Annotated in this window: 13 protein-coding genes and 1 riboswitch; of the genes, 9 read left to right on the forward strand and 4 right to left on the reverse strand. The window is 71.8% G+C overall.

Annotation, left to right across the window (positions count from 1 at the left end):
- Nucleotides 1-159 precede the first annotated feature (159 nt).
- Nucleotides 160-2,082 (forward strand): ABC1 kinase family protein, encoded by a 1,923-nt coding sequence (locus BN6_RS36320; RefSeq protein WP_015104852.1) that lies wholly within the window; start codon nucleotides 160-162, stop codon nucleotides 2,080-2,082.
- A gap of 60 nt (nucleotides 2,083-2,142) precedes the next feature.
- Complete coding sequence (locus BN6_RS36325; RefSeq protein WP_015104853.1) at nucleotides 2,143-2,628, forward strand: glutathione peroxidase; 486 nt, start codon at nucleotides 2,143-2,145, stop codon at nucleotides 2,626-2,628.
- A 123-nt stretch (nucleotides 2,629-2,751) separates the two neighbouring features.
- Here BN6_RS36325 and BN6_RS36330 read toward each other — a convergent pair whose 3' ends face one another.
- Together BN6_RS36330 and gcvH are read right to left on the reverse strand one after the other, a co-directional pair.
- Nucleotides 2,752-4,116, reverse strand: a complete 1,365-nt coding sequence (locus BN6_RS36330) for an L-serine ammonia-lyase (RefSeq protein ID WP_015104854.1) — start codon at nucleotides 4,114-4,116, stop codon at nucleotides 2,752-2,754.
- 5 nt (nucleotides 4,117-4,121) lie between these two features.
- Nucleotides 4,122-4,502 (reverse strand): glycine cleavage system protein GcvH, encoded by a 381-nt coding sequence (gene gcvH / locus BN6_RS36335; RefSeq protein ID WP_015104855.1) that lies wholly within the window; start codon nucleotides 4,500-4,502, stop codon nucleotides 4,122-4,124.
- Between the two features lie 116 nt (nucleotides 4,503-4,618).
- A riboswitch (glycine riboswitch) is annotated at nucleotides 4,619-4,710 on the reverse strand.
- Nucleotides 4,711-4,928: 218 nt separating this feature from the next.
- Between gcvH and ald the strand changes: the two genes are divergently transcribed.
- The 6 genes from ald to BN6_RS36365 all read left to right on the forward strand — a co-directional run bounded on the left by ald (nucleotide 4,929) and on the right by BN6_RS36365 (nucleotide 13,026).
- A complete protein-coding gene (ald, locus tag BN6_RS36340) occupies nucleotides 4,929-6,035 on the forward strand; it encodes an alanine dehydrogenase (RefSeq protein WP_015104856.1) in 1,107 nt (368 codons plus the stop codon).
- A gap of 360 nt (nucleotides 6,036-6,395) precedes the next feature.
- Nucleotides 6,396-6,578 carry a hypothetical protein gene (locus BN6_RS45145; protein ID WP_041315353.1) on the forward strand — a complete coding sequence of 61 codons (183 nt, stop codon included), beginning with the start codon at nucleotides 6,396-6,398 and terminating at the stop codon, nucleotides 6,576-6,578.
- A 2-nt stretch (nucleotides 6,579-6,580) separates the two neighbouring features.
- The gene (locus tag BN6_RS36350; RefSeq protein ID WP_041315356.1) at nucleotides 6,581-6,970 is read left to right on the forward strand and encodes a hypothetical protein; all 390 of its coding nucleotides are present in this window, start codon (nucleotides 6,581-6,583) and stop codon (nucleotides 6,968-6,970) included.
- A gap of 47 nt (nucleotides 6,971-7,017) precedes the next feature.
- Complete coding sequence (locus BN6_RS36355; RefSeq protein ID WP_015104859.1) at nucleotides 7,018-8,280, forward strand: ABC transporter ATP-binding protein; 1,263 nt, start codon at nucleotides 7,018-7,020, stop codon at nucleotides 8,278-8,280.
- Nucleotides 8,280-9,155, forward strand: a complete 876-nt coding sequence (locus BN6_RS36360) for an ABC-2 transporter permease (protein ID WP_015104860.1) — start codon at nucleotides 8,280-8,282, stop codon at nucleotides 9,153-9,155. Before BN6_RS36355 ends, BN6_RS36360 begins: the two co-directional genes overlap by 1 nt.
- A 94-nt stretch (nucleotides 9,156-9,249) precedes the next feature.
- Complete coding sequence (locus BN6_RS36365; RefSeq protein ID WP_015104861.1) at nucleotides 9,250-13,026, forward strand: ABC transporter ATP-binding protein; 3,777 nt, start codon at nucleotides 9,250-9,252, stop codon at nucleotides 13,024-13,026.
- Nucleotides 13,027-13,434: 408 nt separating this feature from the next.
- Here the strand turns inward: BN6_RS36365 and BN6_RS36370 are convergent, their stop codons facing one another.
- Both BN6_RS36370 and BN6_RS36375 read right to left on the reverse strand, forming a co-directional pair.
- Complete coding sequence (locus BN6_RS36370) at nucleotides 13,435-13,920, reverse strand: SRPBCC family protein (protein ID WP_015104862.1); 486 nt, start codon at nucleotides 13,918-13,920, stop codon at nucleotides 13,435-13,437.
- Entirely contained in the window at nucleotides 13,917-14,279 is a 363-nt protein-coding gene (locus BN6_RS36375; protein ID WP_197540425.1) for an ArsR/SmtB family transcription factor, read from the reverse strand. Before BN6_RS36375 ends, BN6_RS36370 begins: the two co-directional genes overlap by 4 nt.
- Nucleotides 14,280-14,805: 526 nt before the next feature.
- On the opposite strand from BN6_RS36375, the gene BN6_RS36380 reads away from it, so the two are divergent.
- Nucleotides 14,806-18,513, forward strand: coding sequence for a multifunctional oxoglutarate decarboxylase/oxoglutarate dehydrogenase thiamine pyrophosphate-binding subunit/dihydrolipoyllysine-residue succinyltransferase subunit (locus BN6_RS36380; RefSeq protein WP_084672836.1), 3,708 nt, complete (start codon nucleotides 14,806-14,808; stop codon nucleotides 18,511-18,513).

Raw genomic sequence — 18,513 nt, forward strand, 5'->3', positions numbered from 1 at the left:
CCTCCGCGATCCCGGAAATAGCGCAAGAATCAGCCGTGGGCCAAGACGGTTGACGCTCCGCACACCCCGTTGCGCCACCCGAGTGATCCGAGGTCTCCCCTCCGGACCGGCGTTCTCAGCAACGTGGATCTATCCTCCGCGCGAACGCTAGGGGGAACCGTGGAAATCGCCGAGTTCGTGCTGTACTCGATCGCCGTCCCGCTGACGTACCTGGCGCTGGTCATGGGGATCGCGCTGGCCGCGCGCCGCATCCTCGGCCTGCGCGTCGGGCTGGTCCGCACCGCCCTGGCGTGCATGCTGGGGCTGTCCACGACCTCGGCGCTGCTCAGCGGGATGCCCCGCCCGGACGACGCGCCCGCGCTCGGCACCGTCCAGATCGGCATCGCGCTGCTGGTGGTCATCTCGATCCTCACGCTGGCCGAGATCATCGTGCCCACCGGGTCGATCCCGCCGGTCACCGAGTGGTGGCGGTTGCTGCGCAACCGGATCACCCGCGCCCGGCGGTACTCCCGGATCAGCGCCATCGCCTTCCGCCACGGCCTGGGCCCGTACCTGCGCGGGCGCGAGCGCACCGACACCCGGCTGGCCCGGTCGCTGCGGCTGGCGCTGGAGGAGGGCGGCGTCACGTTCGTCAAGCTCGGCCAGGTGCTGTCCACCCGGCCCGACCTGCTGCCCGAGGACGTCATCGCCGAGCTGACCCTGTTGCAGGACAAGGTGGCCGCCGCGCCGTGGCCGGCCGTGCGGGAGGTGCTGGTCGCCGAGGTCGGCGCGCCCGAGGAGGTGTTCGCCGAGTTCGACGAGACGCCGATCGCGGCGGCGTCCGTGGCGCAGGTGCACCGCGCCCGGCTCAAGACCGGCGAAGAGGTCGTGGTGAAGGTGCAGCGGCCGGGCGTGCGGCGGGTGGCCGAGGGCGACCTGGACATCGTGAACCGGCTCGCGGCGACCTTCCACGACCGAACCCGCTGGGGCCGGTCGATCGGCGTGAAGGACCTGGCGGCCGGGTTCTCCGCGGCGCTGCGCGAAGAGCTCGACTTCCGGGTGGAGGCGCGCAACCTCGCCGCCGTCCGCGCCGCCTCCACCGAGACCTCCGTCGTGCTGCCGGCGGTGTACGAGGAACACTGCACGGCCCGGGTCCTGGTGATGGAACGGCTCGACGGCAAGCCGATCCGGTCCGCGTCGCTGGAGACCGTCGACCGGGGCGGACTGGCCCGCTCGCTGCTGGACGTGCTGCTGCGCCAGGTGATGCTCAACGGCGTCTTCCACGCCGACCCGCACCCGGGCAACATCATGCTGCTCGCCGACGGCCGGCTGGGCATGCTGGACTTCGGTTCGGTGGGCCGGATCGACGGCCAGCTGCGCTCCGCGCTGGGCAAGCTGCTGCTGGCCATCGACCGCGGCGACCCGGCGGGCCTGCGCGACGCGCTGCTGGAACTGGTCACCCGCCCCGACGAGATCGACGAGCAGCAGCTCGAACGCGCGCTCGGCCAGTTCATGGCCCGGCACCTGAGCGCCGGGATGCGGCCGGACGCCGAGATGTTCGGCGACCTGTTCGGCCTGGTCTACCGCTACGGGCTGAGCATCCCGCCGGAGATCGCCGCGGTGTTCCGCGCGCTGGCCACCGTGGAGGGCACGCTCGGCGCGCTGTCACCGGGCTTCAACCTCGTCGTGGAGTCGCGGTCGTTCGCCGAGAAGCAGTTCGCCGAACGCCTGACGCCGGAGTCGTTGCGGCGCACGGTGACCGAGGAGCTGTACTCGATGCTGCCGATGGTCAAGCGCCTGCCGCGCCGGCTGGAGCGCATCTCCAGCGCGCTGGAGCAGGGCCGGCTGGGGATGAACCTGCGGCTGTTCGCCGACGAGCGCGACCGGAGCTTCGTGGTCACCCTGCTGCACCAGGCCATGCTGACCGTCCTCGGCGCGACCGCCGGGGTGATGGCGGTGCTGCTGCTGGGCGCGGAGGGCGGGCCGCAGGTCGGCGCGGGCATCTCGCTCTACCAGGTGTTCGGCTACAACCTGCTGGTGATCAGCGTCCTGCTGGGGCTGCGCGTGGTCGTCACCGTGTTCCGGCCGCGCAACAGCACGTAGCCGGGTGAGCCGGCTCGCAGCCGGCGCGGAGCCGGCCGGGGCTCGCCGTAGGCTGGCGGCATGAGCATCCACGACATCGCCGTGCACACCCTCGACGGCGCGCCGGGCAGCCTGGGTTCGTTGCGCGGCAAGGCTTTGCTGGTGGTGAACGTGGCGTCGAAGTGCGGCCTGACGCCGCAGTACGCCGGGCTGGAGCGGCTCCAGGCCCGGTACGCCGAGCGCGGCTTCTCGGTGGTCGGCTTCCCGTGCAACCAGTTCGCGGGCCAGGAGCCGGGCACGTCCGAGGAGATCGCCACCTTCTGCTCGACCACGTACGGCGTGACGTTCCCGCTGTTCGAGAAGCTCGACGTGAACGGCGAGGGCCGGCACCCGCTCTACGCCGAGCTGACCGCGCACCCCGACGCCGACGGCGAGGCGGGCGACGTGCAGTGGAACTTCGAGAAGTTCCTGCTCTCCCCCACCGGCGAGGTGCTGGCCCGGTTCCGGCCGCGCACCGAGCCCGAGGACGAGTCCGTGGTCAAGGCGATCGAGGCCGCCCTGCCGTAGGGCCCGGTTCACGCCGGGTCCGGCGGTGCACGGCACCTCGTCGCACCGCACGCCCCGCGCACGGCGGCCGTGCGGTGGCCGCTCGCGGTGGTCTCCCGGCCCGAGGCCGGGAGACCACCGGCATCAGCACTCGATGACGTTCACCGCGAGACCGCCGCGCGCGGTCTCCTTGTACTTGTCCTTCATGTCCTTTCCGGTCTCCCGCATGGTCTTGATGACCTTGTCGAGCGACACGAAGTGCGACCCGTCGCCGCGCAACGCCATCCGCGCCGCGGTGATCGCCTTGATCGACGCCAGCGCGTTGCGCTCGATGCACGGGATCTGCACCAGGCCGCCGATCGGGTCGCAGGTCAGCCCGAGGTTGTGCTCCATGGCGATCTCGGCGGCGTTCTCCACCTGCTCCGGGGTCCCGCCGAGCACCTCGGCCAGGCCGCCCGCGGCCATCGAGCACGCCGACCCGACCTCGCCCTGGCAGCCGACCTCGGCACCCGAGATCGACGCGTTCTCCTTGAACAGCACGCCCACCGCGCCCGCCGTCAGCAGGAACCGGACCACGCCGTCGTCGGACGCACCCGGCACGAACCGCGCGTAGTAGTGCAGCACCGCGGGCACGATGCCCGCCGCGCCGTTCGTCGGCGCGGTCACCACCCGGCCGCCGGCGGCGTTCTCCTCGTTGACCGCCAAGGCGAACAGCGTCACCCAGTCCATCACCCGCAGCGGGTCCGTGGCGTAGTGCTCGGCGGCGAGCCGTTGGCGCATCTCGGCCGCGCGCCGGCGCACCTTCAGCCCCCCGGGCAGGACACCGGTCTCGGTGCAGCCGCGTTCCACGCACTCCTGCATCACGCCCCAGATGTGCAGCAGGCCGTGCCGCACGTCCTCCTCGGAGCGCCACGCCGTCTCGTTGGCGAGCATCACCTCGCTGATCGACAGCCCGGTCTCCCGGGTCCGCGCCAGCAGCTCGTCGCCGCTGAGGAACGGGTGCTCCAGCGGGGTCGCGTCGGGTTTGATCCGGTCGGTCCCGCTGGCCGTCTCGTCCACCACGAAACCGCCGCCGACCGAGTAGTACACCGCCTCGTCGAGCACCTCGCCGCCGGCGTAGGCGGTGAAGCTCATCCCGTTGGGGTGCAACGGGAGGGACTTGCGGCGGTGCATGATCAGGTCGGTGTCCTCGGTGAACGGGATCTCGCGCACCCCGCCGAGCAGCAACCGCCTGGTGGCCCGGATCTCCTGCACCCGCACGTCGGCCGCGGCCGGGTCGACGTCCTCCGGCTTGTGCCCCTCCAGGCCCAGCAGCACGGCCTTGGGGCTGCCGTGCCCGTGGCCGGTCGCGCCCAGCGAACCGAACAGCTGGACGTGCACGCGGTCCACCGAGGTCGTCCGGTGGCCGAGGCGCGCCGCGAACATCGTCGCGGCGCGCATCGGGCCGACGGTGTGCGAGCTCGACGGCCCGATGCCGACGGAGAACAGGTCGAAGACGCTGATCGCCACGGCGCTCAGTCCCCGGTCAGTTCCGCGTACTTCGCGGCCGTCAGCAGGCCCGTCGCGTCCTCGACGGCGACCTTGAACAGCCAGCCCTCGCCGTACGGGTCGTTGTTGATCAGCGACGGGTCGTCGGCCGCCGCCGCGTTGACCTCCACGACCTCGCCGCTGACCGGCGCGTACAGGTCGCTCACCGACTTGGTCGACTCCAGCTCGCCGCACACGTCGCCGGACTTCACGCGTTCGCCCACGGTGGGTAGCTGGACGAACACGATGTCGCCCAGGGACTCCGCCGCGTAAGAGGTGATCCCGATCGCCACGGGGTCCTGGGTACCCGGAGCCCAGTCGACCCACTCGTGTTCGGGCGTGTACAGCAGGTTGTCCGGAAAAGTCACGTCAGCTCCTCGGTCCACGCGGCCAGTTCCCCCCTCTGTCCTGGGACCTGAGAGCTTCGCCGCAGCGCTGCGGCTTGCACCGTGGGTGCGCGCGTGAGCACGCTTTCCAGAGTCGCCTCGCCCGAGCGGTTCTCGTTGCCTGAGAGTGTGCGGGGTACTTGCTCCTTCGGCGCTCCAGACGCGCTGGAGGCTCTCCCGCTCGGGTTCCGGTGCCTGCGGCACCGCGGCCGATGTTCAGTTGGTCGGACGCGAGCACGCTAAGTCGTCGGTGACACGGGTGTCAACGCGCGTCCAGAGAGTTCAGGAGCCCTTCGCCGTTGTCCGGCCGGCACAACGCGGCGGGTGCGCGTTCGTGCCAACGGCACGATGACAGCCGGATGGCCGTACCGGAGCTTTGGCACTAACAACGGCCCGAAGGAGCCCTCCGTGCGGATTTCAGTTCCCCGCGAGATCAAGAACCACGAGTACCGCGTCGCACTGACCCCGGCAGGTGCCCACGAGCTGACGCTGCGCGGCCACGACGTGTTCGTGGAGGCCGGCGCGGGTCTCGGCTCGGCCATCACCGACGAGGAGTACCTGGCCGCCGGCGCCAAGGTCGTGGCCACCGCCGGCGAGGTGTGGGCCGAGGGCGACCTGGTGCTCAAGGTGAAGGAGCCGATCGCGCAGGAGTACCCGCTGCTGCGCAAGGGCCAGACCCTGTTCACCTACCTGCACCTGGCGGCCGACCAGCCGCTGACGCAGGCGCTGCTGGACTCGGGCACCACCGCGATCGCGTACGAGACCGTGCAGACCGCCAACGGCGCGCTGCCGCTGCTGGCCCCGATGTCCGAGGTCGCGGGCCGGCTCGCGCCCCAGGTCGGCGCGTTCTCGCTGATGAAGCCGTCCGGCGGCCGGGGCGTGCTGCCCGGCGGCGTGCCCGGCGTGCACCCGGCGCGGGTCGTGGTGATCGGCGGCGGCGTGGCGGGCCTGAACGCGGCCACCATCGCCGTGGGCCTGGGCGCGGACGTCGAGATCCTGGACACCAACGTCGACCGGCTGCGCCACATCGACGCCCTGTACCAGGGCCGGCTGCGCACCGTCACGTCCAACCGCTACTCGGTCGAGCAGGCCGTGCGCGAGGCCGACCTGGTCATCGGCGCGGTGCTGGTGCCGGGCGCGAAGGCCCCGAAGCTGGTCTCCAACGAGCTGGTGTCGCAGATGAAGCCGGGCTCGGTGCTCGTCGACATCGCCATCGACCAGGGCGGCTGCTTCGCCGACTCGCGGCCGACCACCCACGCCGACCCGACCTACCAGGTGCACGAGTCGGTGCTCTACTGCGTCGCGAACATGCCCGGTGCCGTGCCGCGCACGTCCACGTACGCGCTGACCAACGTGACGCTGCCTTACGCGGTCGCCTTGGCCGACAAGGGCTGGCAGGCGGCGCTGCGCGCGGACAAGGCGCTGGCGCTGGGCCTGAACGTGCACGACGGCCTGCTGACGAACCAGCCGGTCGCGGAGGCGCACGGCCTCACCCACACTCCGCTCGAAGTCTGAGCACCCGCGAAGAAGGGGCGTCCACCACGAGGGGTGGGCGCCCCTTCTCGCACGTCCGGGCATGAAAAGGCGGCCCGCTCAACCAGCCTGGGGGTCACTGGGAGCGGGCCGCGTCACCAATGCTAGCGGGGAACGGGCGGCCCTGCCCAGCCGCCCCGCCCATCTGACGCACAGATCTTCACCCGGTGGAGCACAGCCCGTGTCCGCCCTCGAGCAAACGAGTGAATTCACCGCGTAACAGGTAAGTCACGACGCCCGGTCGGCCGATGGACAGAGCGAGGCGCCCGCGCGGTGACGCGGCGGGCACGCCCCTCCGCGGTGGGCCCACCGCGCCGCCGCCGACCTCCGATCGGAGCGCACATGGCTGAACCACAGGGCTGGATCGATTGTCACGACCCGTTCGGGCGGGACCGCTCGATGACCGTGCTGGTCGAGGACGACCGGGTGCTGCTGGTCGCCCCACCCGGCGAGTCGGCTGTGATGTCAGTCACACAGACCCGCAGGTTGCACCGCCTGCTGGACCAAGCCGCCGACAGGATGTGACGGTGGACGAGACACTGCGCGCCGCCGTCCTGCGCCGGCTGTCCCAGCTCGAAGAGGTCGCCGAGCGGGGTGCCGCCGAGGCCCTGGTGCCGCTGGCCCGCGCGGAGATCAACCGGCTGGCGGACGGCTGGCGGCTGCTGCTCACCGTGCACCAGCCCCATTCCGACGGCCGCTGCCGCGCCTGCCCCGGCGTGCTGCGGCACAAGAAGTGGCCGTGCCAGGTGTGGACCATGGCCCACCAGCACCTGATCGGCGAGGGGCTGCCGCACCGCGAGCGGCGGCGCCCGCTGCGCGGCCCGTTCGGTCGGATGCGCGACGCCGAGACCTCGACCGAGGCGACCACCGAGATCCCCGCGGTCGTGTCGAAACCGCGACACGCCCTTCCGGACTGACCTCCCTAGGGCAGGATGACCTCCCGAGAAACATTCGGGAGGGACGCGTGCACGACGGCAGTGGCCGCATCGTGGTGCAGAACTTGACCAAGCAGTTCGGTCCGGTCGCAGCGGTGCAGAATCTCAGCTTCACGGTGGAACCCGGGTCGGTGACCGGCTTCCTGGGTCCCAACGGGGCGGGCAAGACGACGACGCTGCGCATGTTGCTCGGCCTGGTGACGCCGACGGCGGGCATCGGCCTGATCAACGGCAGGCCGTTCCACCAGCTCGGCAACCCGGCCCGGGTGGTCGGCGCGGTGCTGGAGGCGCAGGGCTTCCACCCCAAGCGCACGGCGCGCAACCACCTGCGGGTGTACGCGGCGGCGATCGGCGTGCCGGACTCGCGGGCCGACCAGGTGTTGCAGCTGGTCGGGCTGGGCGCGGCGGGCGACCGCAACGCGGGCGGGTTCTCGCTGGGCATGAAGCAGCGGCTGGCGCTGGCCACCGCGCTGCTCGGCGACCCCCAGGTCCTGGTGCTCGACGAGCCGTCCAACGGTCTGGACCCCGAGGGCATCGCCTGGCTGCGGACGTTCCTGCAGTCCTACGCGCGCAGCGGCCGCACGGTGCTGATCTCCAGCCACCTGCTGGCCGAGGTCGAGCAGACGGTGGACCAGGTGGTGATCGTCTCGCGCGGCCAGACGATGTACTTCGGGCCGCTGGCGAGCCTGCGCGAGCAGCAGCAGTCCCGCGTGCTGGTGCAGCCGTCGGACACCGCCGCGCTGGTCGCGGCGTTGCAGGCGGAGGGCGTCACGGCGATCGAGCAGCTGCCGGACGGGCGGATCGCGATCGCGGGCGTGCCGGCCAAGCAGGTCGCGGACCTGGCGTTGACGGCGGGCGTGTCGATCTACGGCATCCAGGAGGAGAAGGCCGACCTCGAACGGCTGTTCTTCCAGCTCACCAGCGGCCAGTACGCGGCGTCGGGGCCGAACCAGTACGCCCAGCAGCCCCCGCAGGGCAGCGGCTACTACGCGCCGCCGCCGGGCTACCAGCAGCAGCCGTACCAGCACGGCTACCAGCAGCCGCCGAGCGGTCCGCAGGCCGTCCAGCCCGGTTACCAGCAGGGCTACCAGCAGCCGCCGGGCTACCAGCAGGGCTACCAGCCGCAGCCGGGTTACCAGGACCCGGCGTCGGGCTACCAGCCGCAACCCGGCGCCCAGGACGTGCCCCCGGCGCAGCAACCACCGCCGGCGCAGCAACCACCGGGTCCCCAGGACCCGCCGTCCGGGTACCAGCCCGGCCAGGGTCAGAGCGGTCTCGGGGGCGGTGCGTGATGCTGGGGAACCTGATCAAGGCGGAGTTCCGCAAGACCACCACCACCGGCCTGTGGTGGGGGCTGATGATCCCGACGGTGCTGATCGCCCTGGGCTGGGCGCTGGGCACCGGGTACGTCGGCAAGTCCATCATGGACGCGGTCAACGGCCGCGACTTCGAGCAGCTCACCGAACTGCTGGGCATCGACCCGGCGCAGTGGCAGGTGTCGCTGTTCGGGATGGCCCGCAGCATCAACATCGCGACCATCTTCCCGATGATCTTCGGCGGCCTGGCGATCTCCAACGAGATCAACCGCAAGACGATCACCACGACCTTCCTGACCGCGCCGAACCGGGTGTCCGCGCTGAGCGCCAAGCTCGTCGTGTACCTGCTCTGGGGCGCGATCTACGGCCTGGCGATCGTGGCCTCGGTGTCCATCGGCATCGCGTTCACCTCGGACGCGAGCTCGCTGCCGGACGCGGCGGGCTGGCTGGCCATGGCCGCGGTGGGCGTGCTGGCGTCGGTGCTGATGACGATGTTCGGCGTCGGTGTCGGCGCGCTGGTGACCAGCCCGGTCGGCACGACCGTCGTGCTGGTGCTCTACATGCTGATCCTGGAGAACGGGATCCAGCTGGTGATCGGCACCCAGGGCATCCCGGAGCTGATCGGCTTCCTGCCCAACGGCTCGGTCAACGGCATCACCGGCTCGGTGGCGTCGTCGCTGTTCCTGTCCACGGCCGGCGTGGTGCCCGACGACCTGGAGCAGGCGCTGCGGGCGGTCTCCGGCGCGCTGGGCGCGTTCGACTGGTGGCTGAGCGCGTTGATCTTCGCGGTGTGGACGGGGCTGTTCTTCCTCGGCGGCTGGGCCGTCACCCAGCGCAAGGACATCACCTGATCAAGTGAACCTGCTGGGCTGAGGACCGTCTCCTGAGATCAGGGGGCGGTCCTCTCAGGTTCCGGGCCCGAGCCTGTCGGTGCCCCGACCTACTGTGGATCCCGTGACACACCCCCGAGGCTGGATCCGCCGACTCGCCACCGCGTGCTGGGAGCACCGCGCCCTGGTGGTGTGGTCGGTGCTGGCCGCCGTCGTGGGCGTGGGCCTGCAGGCGGTGGCCCCGCTGCTGCTCAAGGCCGCCGTGGACGACGCGGTGGCCGGCCGCACCGACCGGCTGGCGTGGCTGGCCGCCGTGCTGGTCGGCCTGGAGGTGCTCACCTTCGGGACGGCGTTCGTCCGGCGGTTCCTGGGCGGGCGGCTGGCCGTCGACGTGCAGCACGACCTGCGCCAGGCGGTGTTCCACGCGGTCCAGCGGCTGGACGGCCCCCGGCAGGACGCGTTGCGCACCGGCCAGGTGGTGTCCCGCTCGATCACCGACCTGCAACTGGTCAACAGCCTGCTGTCGATGACCCCGCTGGCCTTCGGCACGGTGGTGTTCGCGCTGGCCGCCCTGGTGGCGATGTTCTGGTTGTCCCCCCTGCTGACGGTGATCGCGCTGGTCGTGGTGCCGGCCGTGGCGGTGGTCGCGGCGCGCACCCGGCTGACGCTGTTCCCGGCGACCTGGTCGGCGCAGCAGCGGGCGGCCGACGTGGCGCAGCACGTCGAGGAGACGGTGACCGGCGTCCGGGTGGTGAAGGGCTTCGGCCAGGAGGCGCGCGAGGTCGCCCGGCTGGAGTCGCGGGCCCGGGTGCTGTTCGCCGAGCGGATGCGGGCCGCCCGGCTGACCGCCCGGCCGACCGCGACGCTGACCGCGCTGCCGTACGTGGGGCAGGTGGCGGTGCTGGCGCTGGGCGGCTGGCTGGCGCTGCGCGGGGAGGTGTCGCTGGGCACGTTCCTGGCGTTCGCGACCTACGTGGCCAACCTGGTCGGGCCTACCAGGCTGCTGTCCAGCCTGGTGGTGACGGCGCAGATGGCCCGCGCCGGCGTGGAGCGGGTGTACGAGCTGGTCGACTCGCAGCCGGACGTGGTGGAGGGTTCGGCGGACGTGCCGGCCGGTCCGGTGGCCGTCGAGCTGGACCAGGTGCGCTTCGGCTACACCCGCAGCGAGCCGGTGCTCTCGGCGGTGTCGCTGAAGGTCGCGCCGGGCGAGACGCTGGCGGTCGTGGGCACCGCCGGGTCCGGCAAGTCGACGGTGTCGCTGCTGCTGCCCCGGTTCTACGACGTGCACGAGGGCGCGATCCGGGTCGGCGGGGTCGACGTGCGGGAGCTGCGGCTGGAGTCGCTGCGGCGGGCCGTCGGGGTGGTGTTCGAGGAGGCGTTCCTGTTCTCGGACACGATCCGGGCGAACATCGCCTACGGCCTGCCCGACGCGTCCGACGAGCAGGTCGAGGCCGCGGCGCGGGCCGCCGAGGCGCACGGGTTCATCACCGACCTGCCCGAGGGGTACGGCACGGTGGTCGGCGAGCGCGGCCTGACGCTGTCCGGCGGCCAGCGGCAGCGGGTGGCACTGGCCCGCGCGCTGCTGTCGGACCCGCGGGTGCTGGTCCTCGACGACGCGACCTCCGCCGTCGACCCGACGACCGAGGCGGCCATCCACCGCACGCTCGCCGAGGTGACGGCCGGCCGCACGACGATCCTGATCGCGCACCGCCGGTCCTCGCTCACCCTCGCCGACCGGATCGCCGTGCTCGACGCGGGCGAGGTGGTCGACGTCGGCACGCACGAGGAGCTGACCGAGCGCTGCCCGCTGTACCGGGAGCTGCTGGCCGGTCCGGGCGAGGCGATCGAGCAGGTCGACCCGAGGGCCGACGCGGCGCTCGAACCCGGCCCGGACGGCGTGACGGCCGAGCTGTGGCCGGCGGCCGAGGAGGACGAGGTGGCCGTCCGGGCGCGCAACCGCGCGGTGGACACCTCCCGTGCCGCAGCGGGTGGTCCGCGCGGCGGCGGCGGGACGTCCGCGCTGGTCGGTGGCACCCCGCCGACCCCGGAGCTGATGGCCCGGGTGCACGCCCTGCCGCCCGCGACCGAGCGGCCCGACCTGCGCGGCGAGGACCCGCGCGCACCCGACCCGGGGTTCCGGCTGCGCGGACTGCTGCGCCCGGTGCGGTGGGCGATGCTCGGCGTCGGCGGGCTGCTGCTGGTCGACTCGGCGCTGGCGATCACGCTGCCCAACCTGGTCCGGCTCGGCGTGGACGGCGGGGTCGTCGGCGGCGAGCCCGGCCGGCTGTGGCTGGCGGCCGGGATCGGCCTGGCCCTGGTCGTGCTGGGCTGGCTGTCGGCGGCGGCCGGGACGGTCGTGACGTCCCGGGTGGGCGAGCGGCTGCTGTACCTGCTGCGCGTGCGCAGCTACGCCCACCTGCAACGGCTCGGGCTCGACTACTACGAGCGGGAGATGGCCGGCCGGATCATGACCCGGATGACCACCGACGTCGACGCGCTGTCCAGCTTCCTTCAGACCGGGCTGACGACGTTCGTGATCAGCGTGCTGACCGTGGCCGGGATCGCGGTGGCCCTGGTGCTGACCGACCCGTCGCTGGCGCTGGTGGCGCTGGCCGTGCTCCCGGTCCTGCTGGTGGCGACGGTGGTCTTCCAGCGGCTGTCGTCCCGGGCGTACGCGGACGCGCGGGAGCGGGTGAGCGCGGTCAACGCCGACCTTCAGGAGAACGTCTCCGGGCTGCGGGTCGCGCAGGCCTACACCCGGGAGGCGCGCTCGGCCGAGGCGTTCGCCGCCCGCAGCGACGCCTACCGCCGGTCCCGGATCCGGGCCCAGCGCTACATCGCAACGTACTTCCCGTTCCTGGCCCTGCTGTCCGGCGTGGCGCAGGCCGTGGTCCTGGTGGTCGGCGCGTACCGGGTCGCGGCGGGCACCCTGTCACCGGGCGTGCTGCTGGCGTTCGTGCTGTACCTGGGGCTGTTCTTCGCGCCGCTCTACCAGCTCTCCACCGTGTTCGACGGCTACCAGCAGGCCCGCGTCGGCCTGGCCCGGATCGGCGACCTGCTGCGCACCCCGACCAGCGTGCCCCCGGCCGAGCACCCGGTCCCGGTGACCGCGCTGCGCGGCGAGGTGGTGCTGGAGGACGTCACCTTCACCTACCCCGGCGCCGCCCGGCCGGCGCTGGCCGGCGTGACGCTGCACGTGGCGCCGGGTGAGACGGTCGCCCTGGTCGGCGAGACCGGTGCCGGCAAGTCGACCCTGGTCAAGCTGGTGGCGCGGTTCTACGACACGACCGGGGGCCGCGTCCTGGTCGACGGCGTCGACCTGAGGGACTACGACCTGTCGGCGTTCCGGCAGCGCCTGGGCGTGGTGCCGCAGGAGGCGCACCTGTTCGGCGGCGACGTGGCCGAGAACGTCGCGTACGGCAGGCCGGCCGCGTCGAAGGCCGAGGTGGAGCGGGCGGTGCGGGCGGTCGGCGCGCTGCCCACCGTCGCCGCCCTGCCCGCGGCCTTCCACCAGCAGGTGGGCGAGCGCGGCCAGTCGCTGTCCGCGGGCCAGCGCCAGCTGGTGGCCCTGGCCAGGGCGGAGCTGGTCCAACCCGACCTGCTGCTGCTGGACGAGGCCACCGCCGCCCTCGACCCGCAGACCGAGGCGACCGTCCTGGCCGCCGGCGACCACCTGGCGGGCTCGCGCACCACGTTCGTCGTGGCCCACCGCCTGGCCACCGCCGCCAGAGCGGACCGGATCGTTGTCCTGTCCGACGGCCGGATAGCGGAACAGGGCACCCACACCGCCCTCCTGGCCGCCGGCGGCCACTACGCCCGCCTCTGGTCCCACAGCACCGGCACCCCTCACCTCACCAACACCCCACCCACTGACCACCCCACCGGCCACTGACCACCGACACCCCGCCCCGCCTCGCCTCGCCCCGCCTCGCCCCGCCCCGCCCCGCCTCTCCCCGCCTCGCAGTGGCGACGACGAGCGCCAGCGCAGCGGTACACGGCGGTGCCCGACACGGCGGTGCCCGACACGTTCGGGTGGCTGCGCGACGCGTGGCCGGCGAGGGCGGTCCGCAGTGTCCGCGCCCGCAGCTCCGATCACCCGCCACACCCAGGTCGGCCGCTCCCGTCCGGCTTCACCCGCCACAACCAGGACGGGCCGTTCGCACTCGGCTTCACCCGCTGCGGCCCGGGGCACCTGCCCGACCCACCAGGCACCAGGCGGCAGACGGCGGGCGGTGGCGGGTGTTCGGGGCGTGCCGCTCGGCCCGGGGCGCATGGCGTCCGGGCCGGAGCGGTGCCGGGGTTACAGGTCGGCCAGGAGTTCGTCGAGCTGCTCGTAGCCCTCGATGACGCCGCTGCTCATGCCGCTCGCCGCGGCCATGTCCCGTGCCTCGACCGACTCGAACACGCTCAGGCCGCGCAGGCGGGTCCGGCCGTCGCCCAGGTCCTCGAAGGTCAGGGTCTCCAGGCACACGCCGTCCGGGTAGCCCTCGAACGTGAACGTCTGCACGATCCGCTCACCGGGCCGGACCTCGTGGAACGAGCCGTAGAACTTGTACTCGCCGTTGTCGTCGCGGTGCACGTACCGGTAGCCGCCGCCGGTCTCGGCGTCCCAGCGGAGGACGTCCATCGTCAACCTGCGCGGGCCGAGCCACTTCTTGACCAGCTCCGGCTCGACGTGCGCCCGGAACACCGCCTCGCGGGGCGCGTCGAACTCGCGGACGATCTCGATCGTGGGCAGCGCGGGGTCGGCCGCGATGGTGACCTCGTGGTGCGTGGTGGCGCTCATGACGCTTCTCCTTCGTTCCGGGTCTGCTGGTCGTCTTCGGTGGCGAGTTCGGCGAGCACGGCGTCCAGTCGCCGGTACCGCTGCTCGGCCTCCCGCCGGTATCGCTCGATCCACTTGGTCATCAGGTCGAACACCTCCGCTTCCAGGTGCACGGGCCTTCGCTGGGCCTCTCGACTCCTGCTGACCAACCCGGCGTCCTCCAGCACCTTGAGGTGCTTGGAGACCGCCTGCACGGTCACGCTGTAGGGCTCGGCCAGCTCGTTGACCGTCGCGTCCGCGACCGCCAGCCGAGCCACCATGTCCCGCCGTGTGGGGTCCGCCAACGCCGCGAACACCCGCGAAAGCCGGTCCTCCACCACTGTCTCCTTACTCAACCTTGCGGTTGAACAAACCTTAGAACTCAACCGCCAGGTTTGTCAACCAGATCGTTGAACATACGGGTGCGGTCACTGCAAGCGCACGACCCGTCGCACTACGACAAGACCGTGGGCCGTCCTCGTCAGCCTGCCCACGGCGTCCCCAGAACCGCCTGCGGTCGACGTGCCCGAGGTCACCTCCGAGTACCGTGGACGTCCCCCGGTCGGCTGACCTCCTGGCCGCCCGGCCGGCAATCAGGGAGACTGGTCACGACCCCGCGAGCCTCGTCGGCGCGTGGGCTCCCGTACTGCGCACGGGGCGTGCCGAGCCTGTCGGAACACGGCGGACCTGCGTCAACACCTCAAGGGCAGCTCAAGCGGCCGGCACTCGATCGATGTCCGGATCGATCCTGTGATCGAGCCCTCGTTGCCCGGCCCCTCCTGTGTATGAAGTGCACCAGACGGGGGACTAGCCTGACCATGAGTGAGTCATTACCAAGAGCGAGATGGATAGAGGCGAGCGCCAGCCGTGTCCAGCAGCAGTCCGGCTTCACAGTTCGGCCCCAATGAGTGGCTGGTCGAGGAGATGTACGAGCAGTTCCTCTCCGACCCGTCGTCGGTAGACCCGGCCTGGCACGACTTCTTCGCCGACTACAAGTCGACGCAGCGGTCCGGCAACGGGACCGCGGCGGCAGCGGAGAGCGGCTCGTCGACCACCAGCGCTCCGGCCGCGCCGACGGCCACCGCCACCAAGCAGCCACCCGCGGCGAAGCCGGCCGCGAAGCCCGCGACCACGCCGCCGGCCGCGCCCGCCGCGAAGCCGGCGACGCTGCCGACCACGACGGGCAAGCCCGCCCCCGCGCAGGCCGCCAAGGCCGCGCCGGTGCAGCCGGCCGCCGGCCAGGAGCAGAAGCAGCTCCGCGGTGCCGCCGCCGCGATCGCGAAGAACATGGAGCTCTCGCTCACCGTTCCGACCGCGACCAGCGTGCGCGCCGTGCCGGCGAAGCTGCTGGCGGACAACCGGATCGTGATCAACAACCACCTCAAGCGCACCCGCGGTGGGAAGGTCTCCTTCACCCACCTGATCGGCTACGCGGTGGTCCGGGCGCTACAGGCGTACCCGAACATGAACCGGCACTTCGCCGAGGTCGACGGCAAGCCGTTCGTGGTCACGCCCGAGCACGTCAACTTCGGCCTGGCGATCGACCTGCCCGGCAAGGACGGCAGCCGCACGCTGGTCGTCGCGTCGGTCAAGGGCTGCGAGAACATGACGTTCACGCAGTTCTGGCAGGCCTACGAGGACCTGATCCGCAAGGCCCGCGGCGGCTCGCTGACCACCGAGGACTTCTCCGGCACGACGATCTCGCTGACCAACCCGGGCACGATCGGCACGAACCACTCGGTGCCGCGGCTGACCGCGGGGCAAGGCGCGATCATCGGCGTCGGCGCGATGGAGTACCCCGCGCACTTCCAGGGCACCAGCGAGCAGGCCCTGGTCGAGATGGGCGTCAGCAAGATCATCACGCTGACCTCCACCTACGACCACCGGATCATCCAGGGCGCCGAGTCCGGCGAGTTCCTCAAGCGGATCCACCAGCTCCTGCTCGGCGAGGACGGCTTCTACGACGACGTCTTCACGTCGCTGCGGCTGCCGTACGAGCCGATCCGCTGGGTCGCCGACATCCCCGAGGGCGCGGTCGACAAGACCGCCCGGGTGATCGAGCTGATCGACGCGTTCCGCACCCGCGGCCACCTGATGGCCGACACCGACCCGCTGAACTACCGCCAGCGCAGCCACCGCGACCTGGACGTGCTCTCGCACGGCCTGACGCTGTGGGACCTGGACCGGGAGTTCCCGGTCGGCGGGTTCGGCGGCCAGGAGCGGATGCGGCTGCGGGACATCCTGGGCGTGCTGCGCAACTCGTACTGCCGCACGGTCGGCGTCGAGTACATGCACATCCTCGACCCCGAGGAGCGCCTCTGGATCCAGGAGCGCGTCGAGGTGCCGCACGAGAAGCCGCCGGCGACCGTGCAGAAGTACATCCTCTCCAAGCTCAACGCGGCCGAGGCGTTCGAGACGTTCCTCCAGACCAAGTACGTCGGCCAGAAGCGGTTCTCGCTGGAAGGCGGCGAGACCGTCATCCCGCTGCTGGACGCGGTGCTGGACAAGGCCGCCGAGCACGAGCTGGACGAGGTCGTCATCGGCATGCCGCACCGCGGCCGGCTCAACGTGCTGGCCAACATCGTCGGCAAGCCGATCTCGCAGATCTTCCGCGAGTTCGAGGGCAACCTCGACCCCGGCCAGGCGCACGGCTCCGGTGACGTCAAGTACCACCTGGGCGCCGAGGGCAAGTACTTCCGGATGTTCGGCGACGGCGAGACCAAGGTGTCGCTGACCGCGAACCCGTCGCACCTGGAGGCCGTGGACCCGGTGCTGGAGGGCATCGTCCGGGCCAAGCAGGACGCGCTGGACATGGGCGGCGAGGGCTTCACCGTGCTGCCGGTCGCGATGCACGGCGACGCCGCGTTCGCGGGCCAGGGCGTGGTCGCCGAGACGCTGAACCTGGCGCTGGTGCGCGGTTACCGCACCGGCGGCACGGTGCACGTCGTGGTGAACAACCAGGTCGGCTTCACCACCGCGCCGGAGAACTCGCGCTCCTCGAAGTACTCGACCGACGTCGCGAAGATGATCGGCGCGCCGGTCTTCCACGTCAACGGCGACGACCCGGAGGCGTGCTACTGGGTCGCGAAGCTGGCCGTGGACTACCGGCAGGCGTTCAACAAGGACGTCGTCATCGACATGGTCTGCTACCGCCGCCGGGGCCACAACGAGGGCGACGACCCCTCGATGACCCAGCCGGCGATGTACGACGTGATCGACACCAAGCGCTCGGTGCGCAAGACCTACACCGAGTCGCTGATCGGTCGCGGCGACATCTCGGTGGAGGAGGCCGAGAAGGCCCTCCAGGACTTCTCCTCGCAGCTGGAGCACGTCTTCAACGAGGTGCGCGAGCTGGAGAAGCACCCGGCGAAGATGTCGCCGTCGATCGAGCAGGAGCAGCAGGTCCCGGCCAAGCTGCCCACCGGCATCGACCGCTCGGTGATCGAGCGGATCGCCGACGCGCACGTCAACCTGCCTGAGGGCTTCACCCCGCACCCGAGGGTCAAGCCGGTGCTGGAGCGGCGCGCCAAGATGGCCCGCGAGGGCGGCATCGACTGGGCGTTCGCCGAGCTGCTCGCGTTCGGGTCGCTGGTGCTGGAGGGCCGCACGGTCCGCCTGGCGGGCCAGGACTCGCGGCGCGGCACGTTCGTGCAGCGGCACGCCACGCTGGTGGACCGCAAGCGGTCCGAGGAGTACACGCCGCTGCAGAACCTGTCCGACGAGCAGGGCAAGTTCATGGTCTACGACTCGGTGCTCTCCGAGTTCGCGGCGCTGGGCTTCGAGTACGGCTACTCGGTGGCCAACCCGGACGCGCTGGTGCTGTGGGAGGCGCAGTTCGGCGACTTCGTCAACGGCGCGCAGCCGATCATCGACGAGTTCATCTCCTCCGGTGAGGCGAAGTGGGGCCAGGTCTCCGACGTCGTGCTGCTGCTGCCGCACGGCCACGAGGGCCAGGGCCCGGACCACACGTCGGGCCGCATCGAGCGCTTCCTCCAGCTGTGCGCGGAGGGCTCGATGACCATCGCGGTGCCCTCGACGCCGGCGAACTACTTCCACCTGCTGCGCCGGCACGCCCTCGACGGGGTGAACCGCCCGCTGGTGGTGTTCACGCCCAAGTCGATGCTGCGCCTGAAGTCGGCGACGTCGCCGGTCGAGCCGTTCGTCGAGGAGCGCTTCCACTCGGTGATCGACGACCCGACGAAGCCGGACCCGCAGGGCGTCACGAAGATCGTGCTGTGCAGCGGCAAGGTGTACTACGAGCTGGCCGCCGAGCAGGAGAAGCAGGGCCGCAAGGACACCGCCGTGGTCCGGGTGGAGCAGCTCTACCCGGTGCCGGCCCGGAAGCTGACCGAGGCGCTGGAGCGCTACCCGAACGCGACCGAGGTGCGCTGGGTGCAGGAGGAGCCGGCGAACCAGGGTGCCTGGCCGTTCTTCGGCCTGGCGCTGCCGGAGCTGCTGCCGAGCCGGTTCGCGATCAAGCGCGTCTCGCGCCGCCCGATGGCCGCCCCGTCCGCGGGGTCGTCGAAGGTGCACGAGGTCGAGCAGCGCGAGCTGATCGCGAAGGCGTTCGAGTAG

This window comes from Saccharothrix espanaensis DSM 44229 (assembly GCF_000328705.1).
GTDB lineage: Bacteria > Actinomycetota > Actinomycetes > Mycobacteriales > Pseudonocardiaceae > Actinosynnema > Actinosynnema espanaense.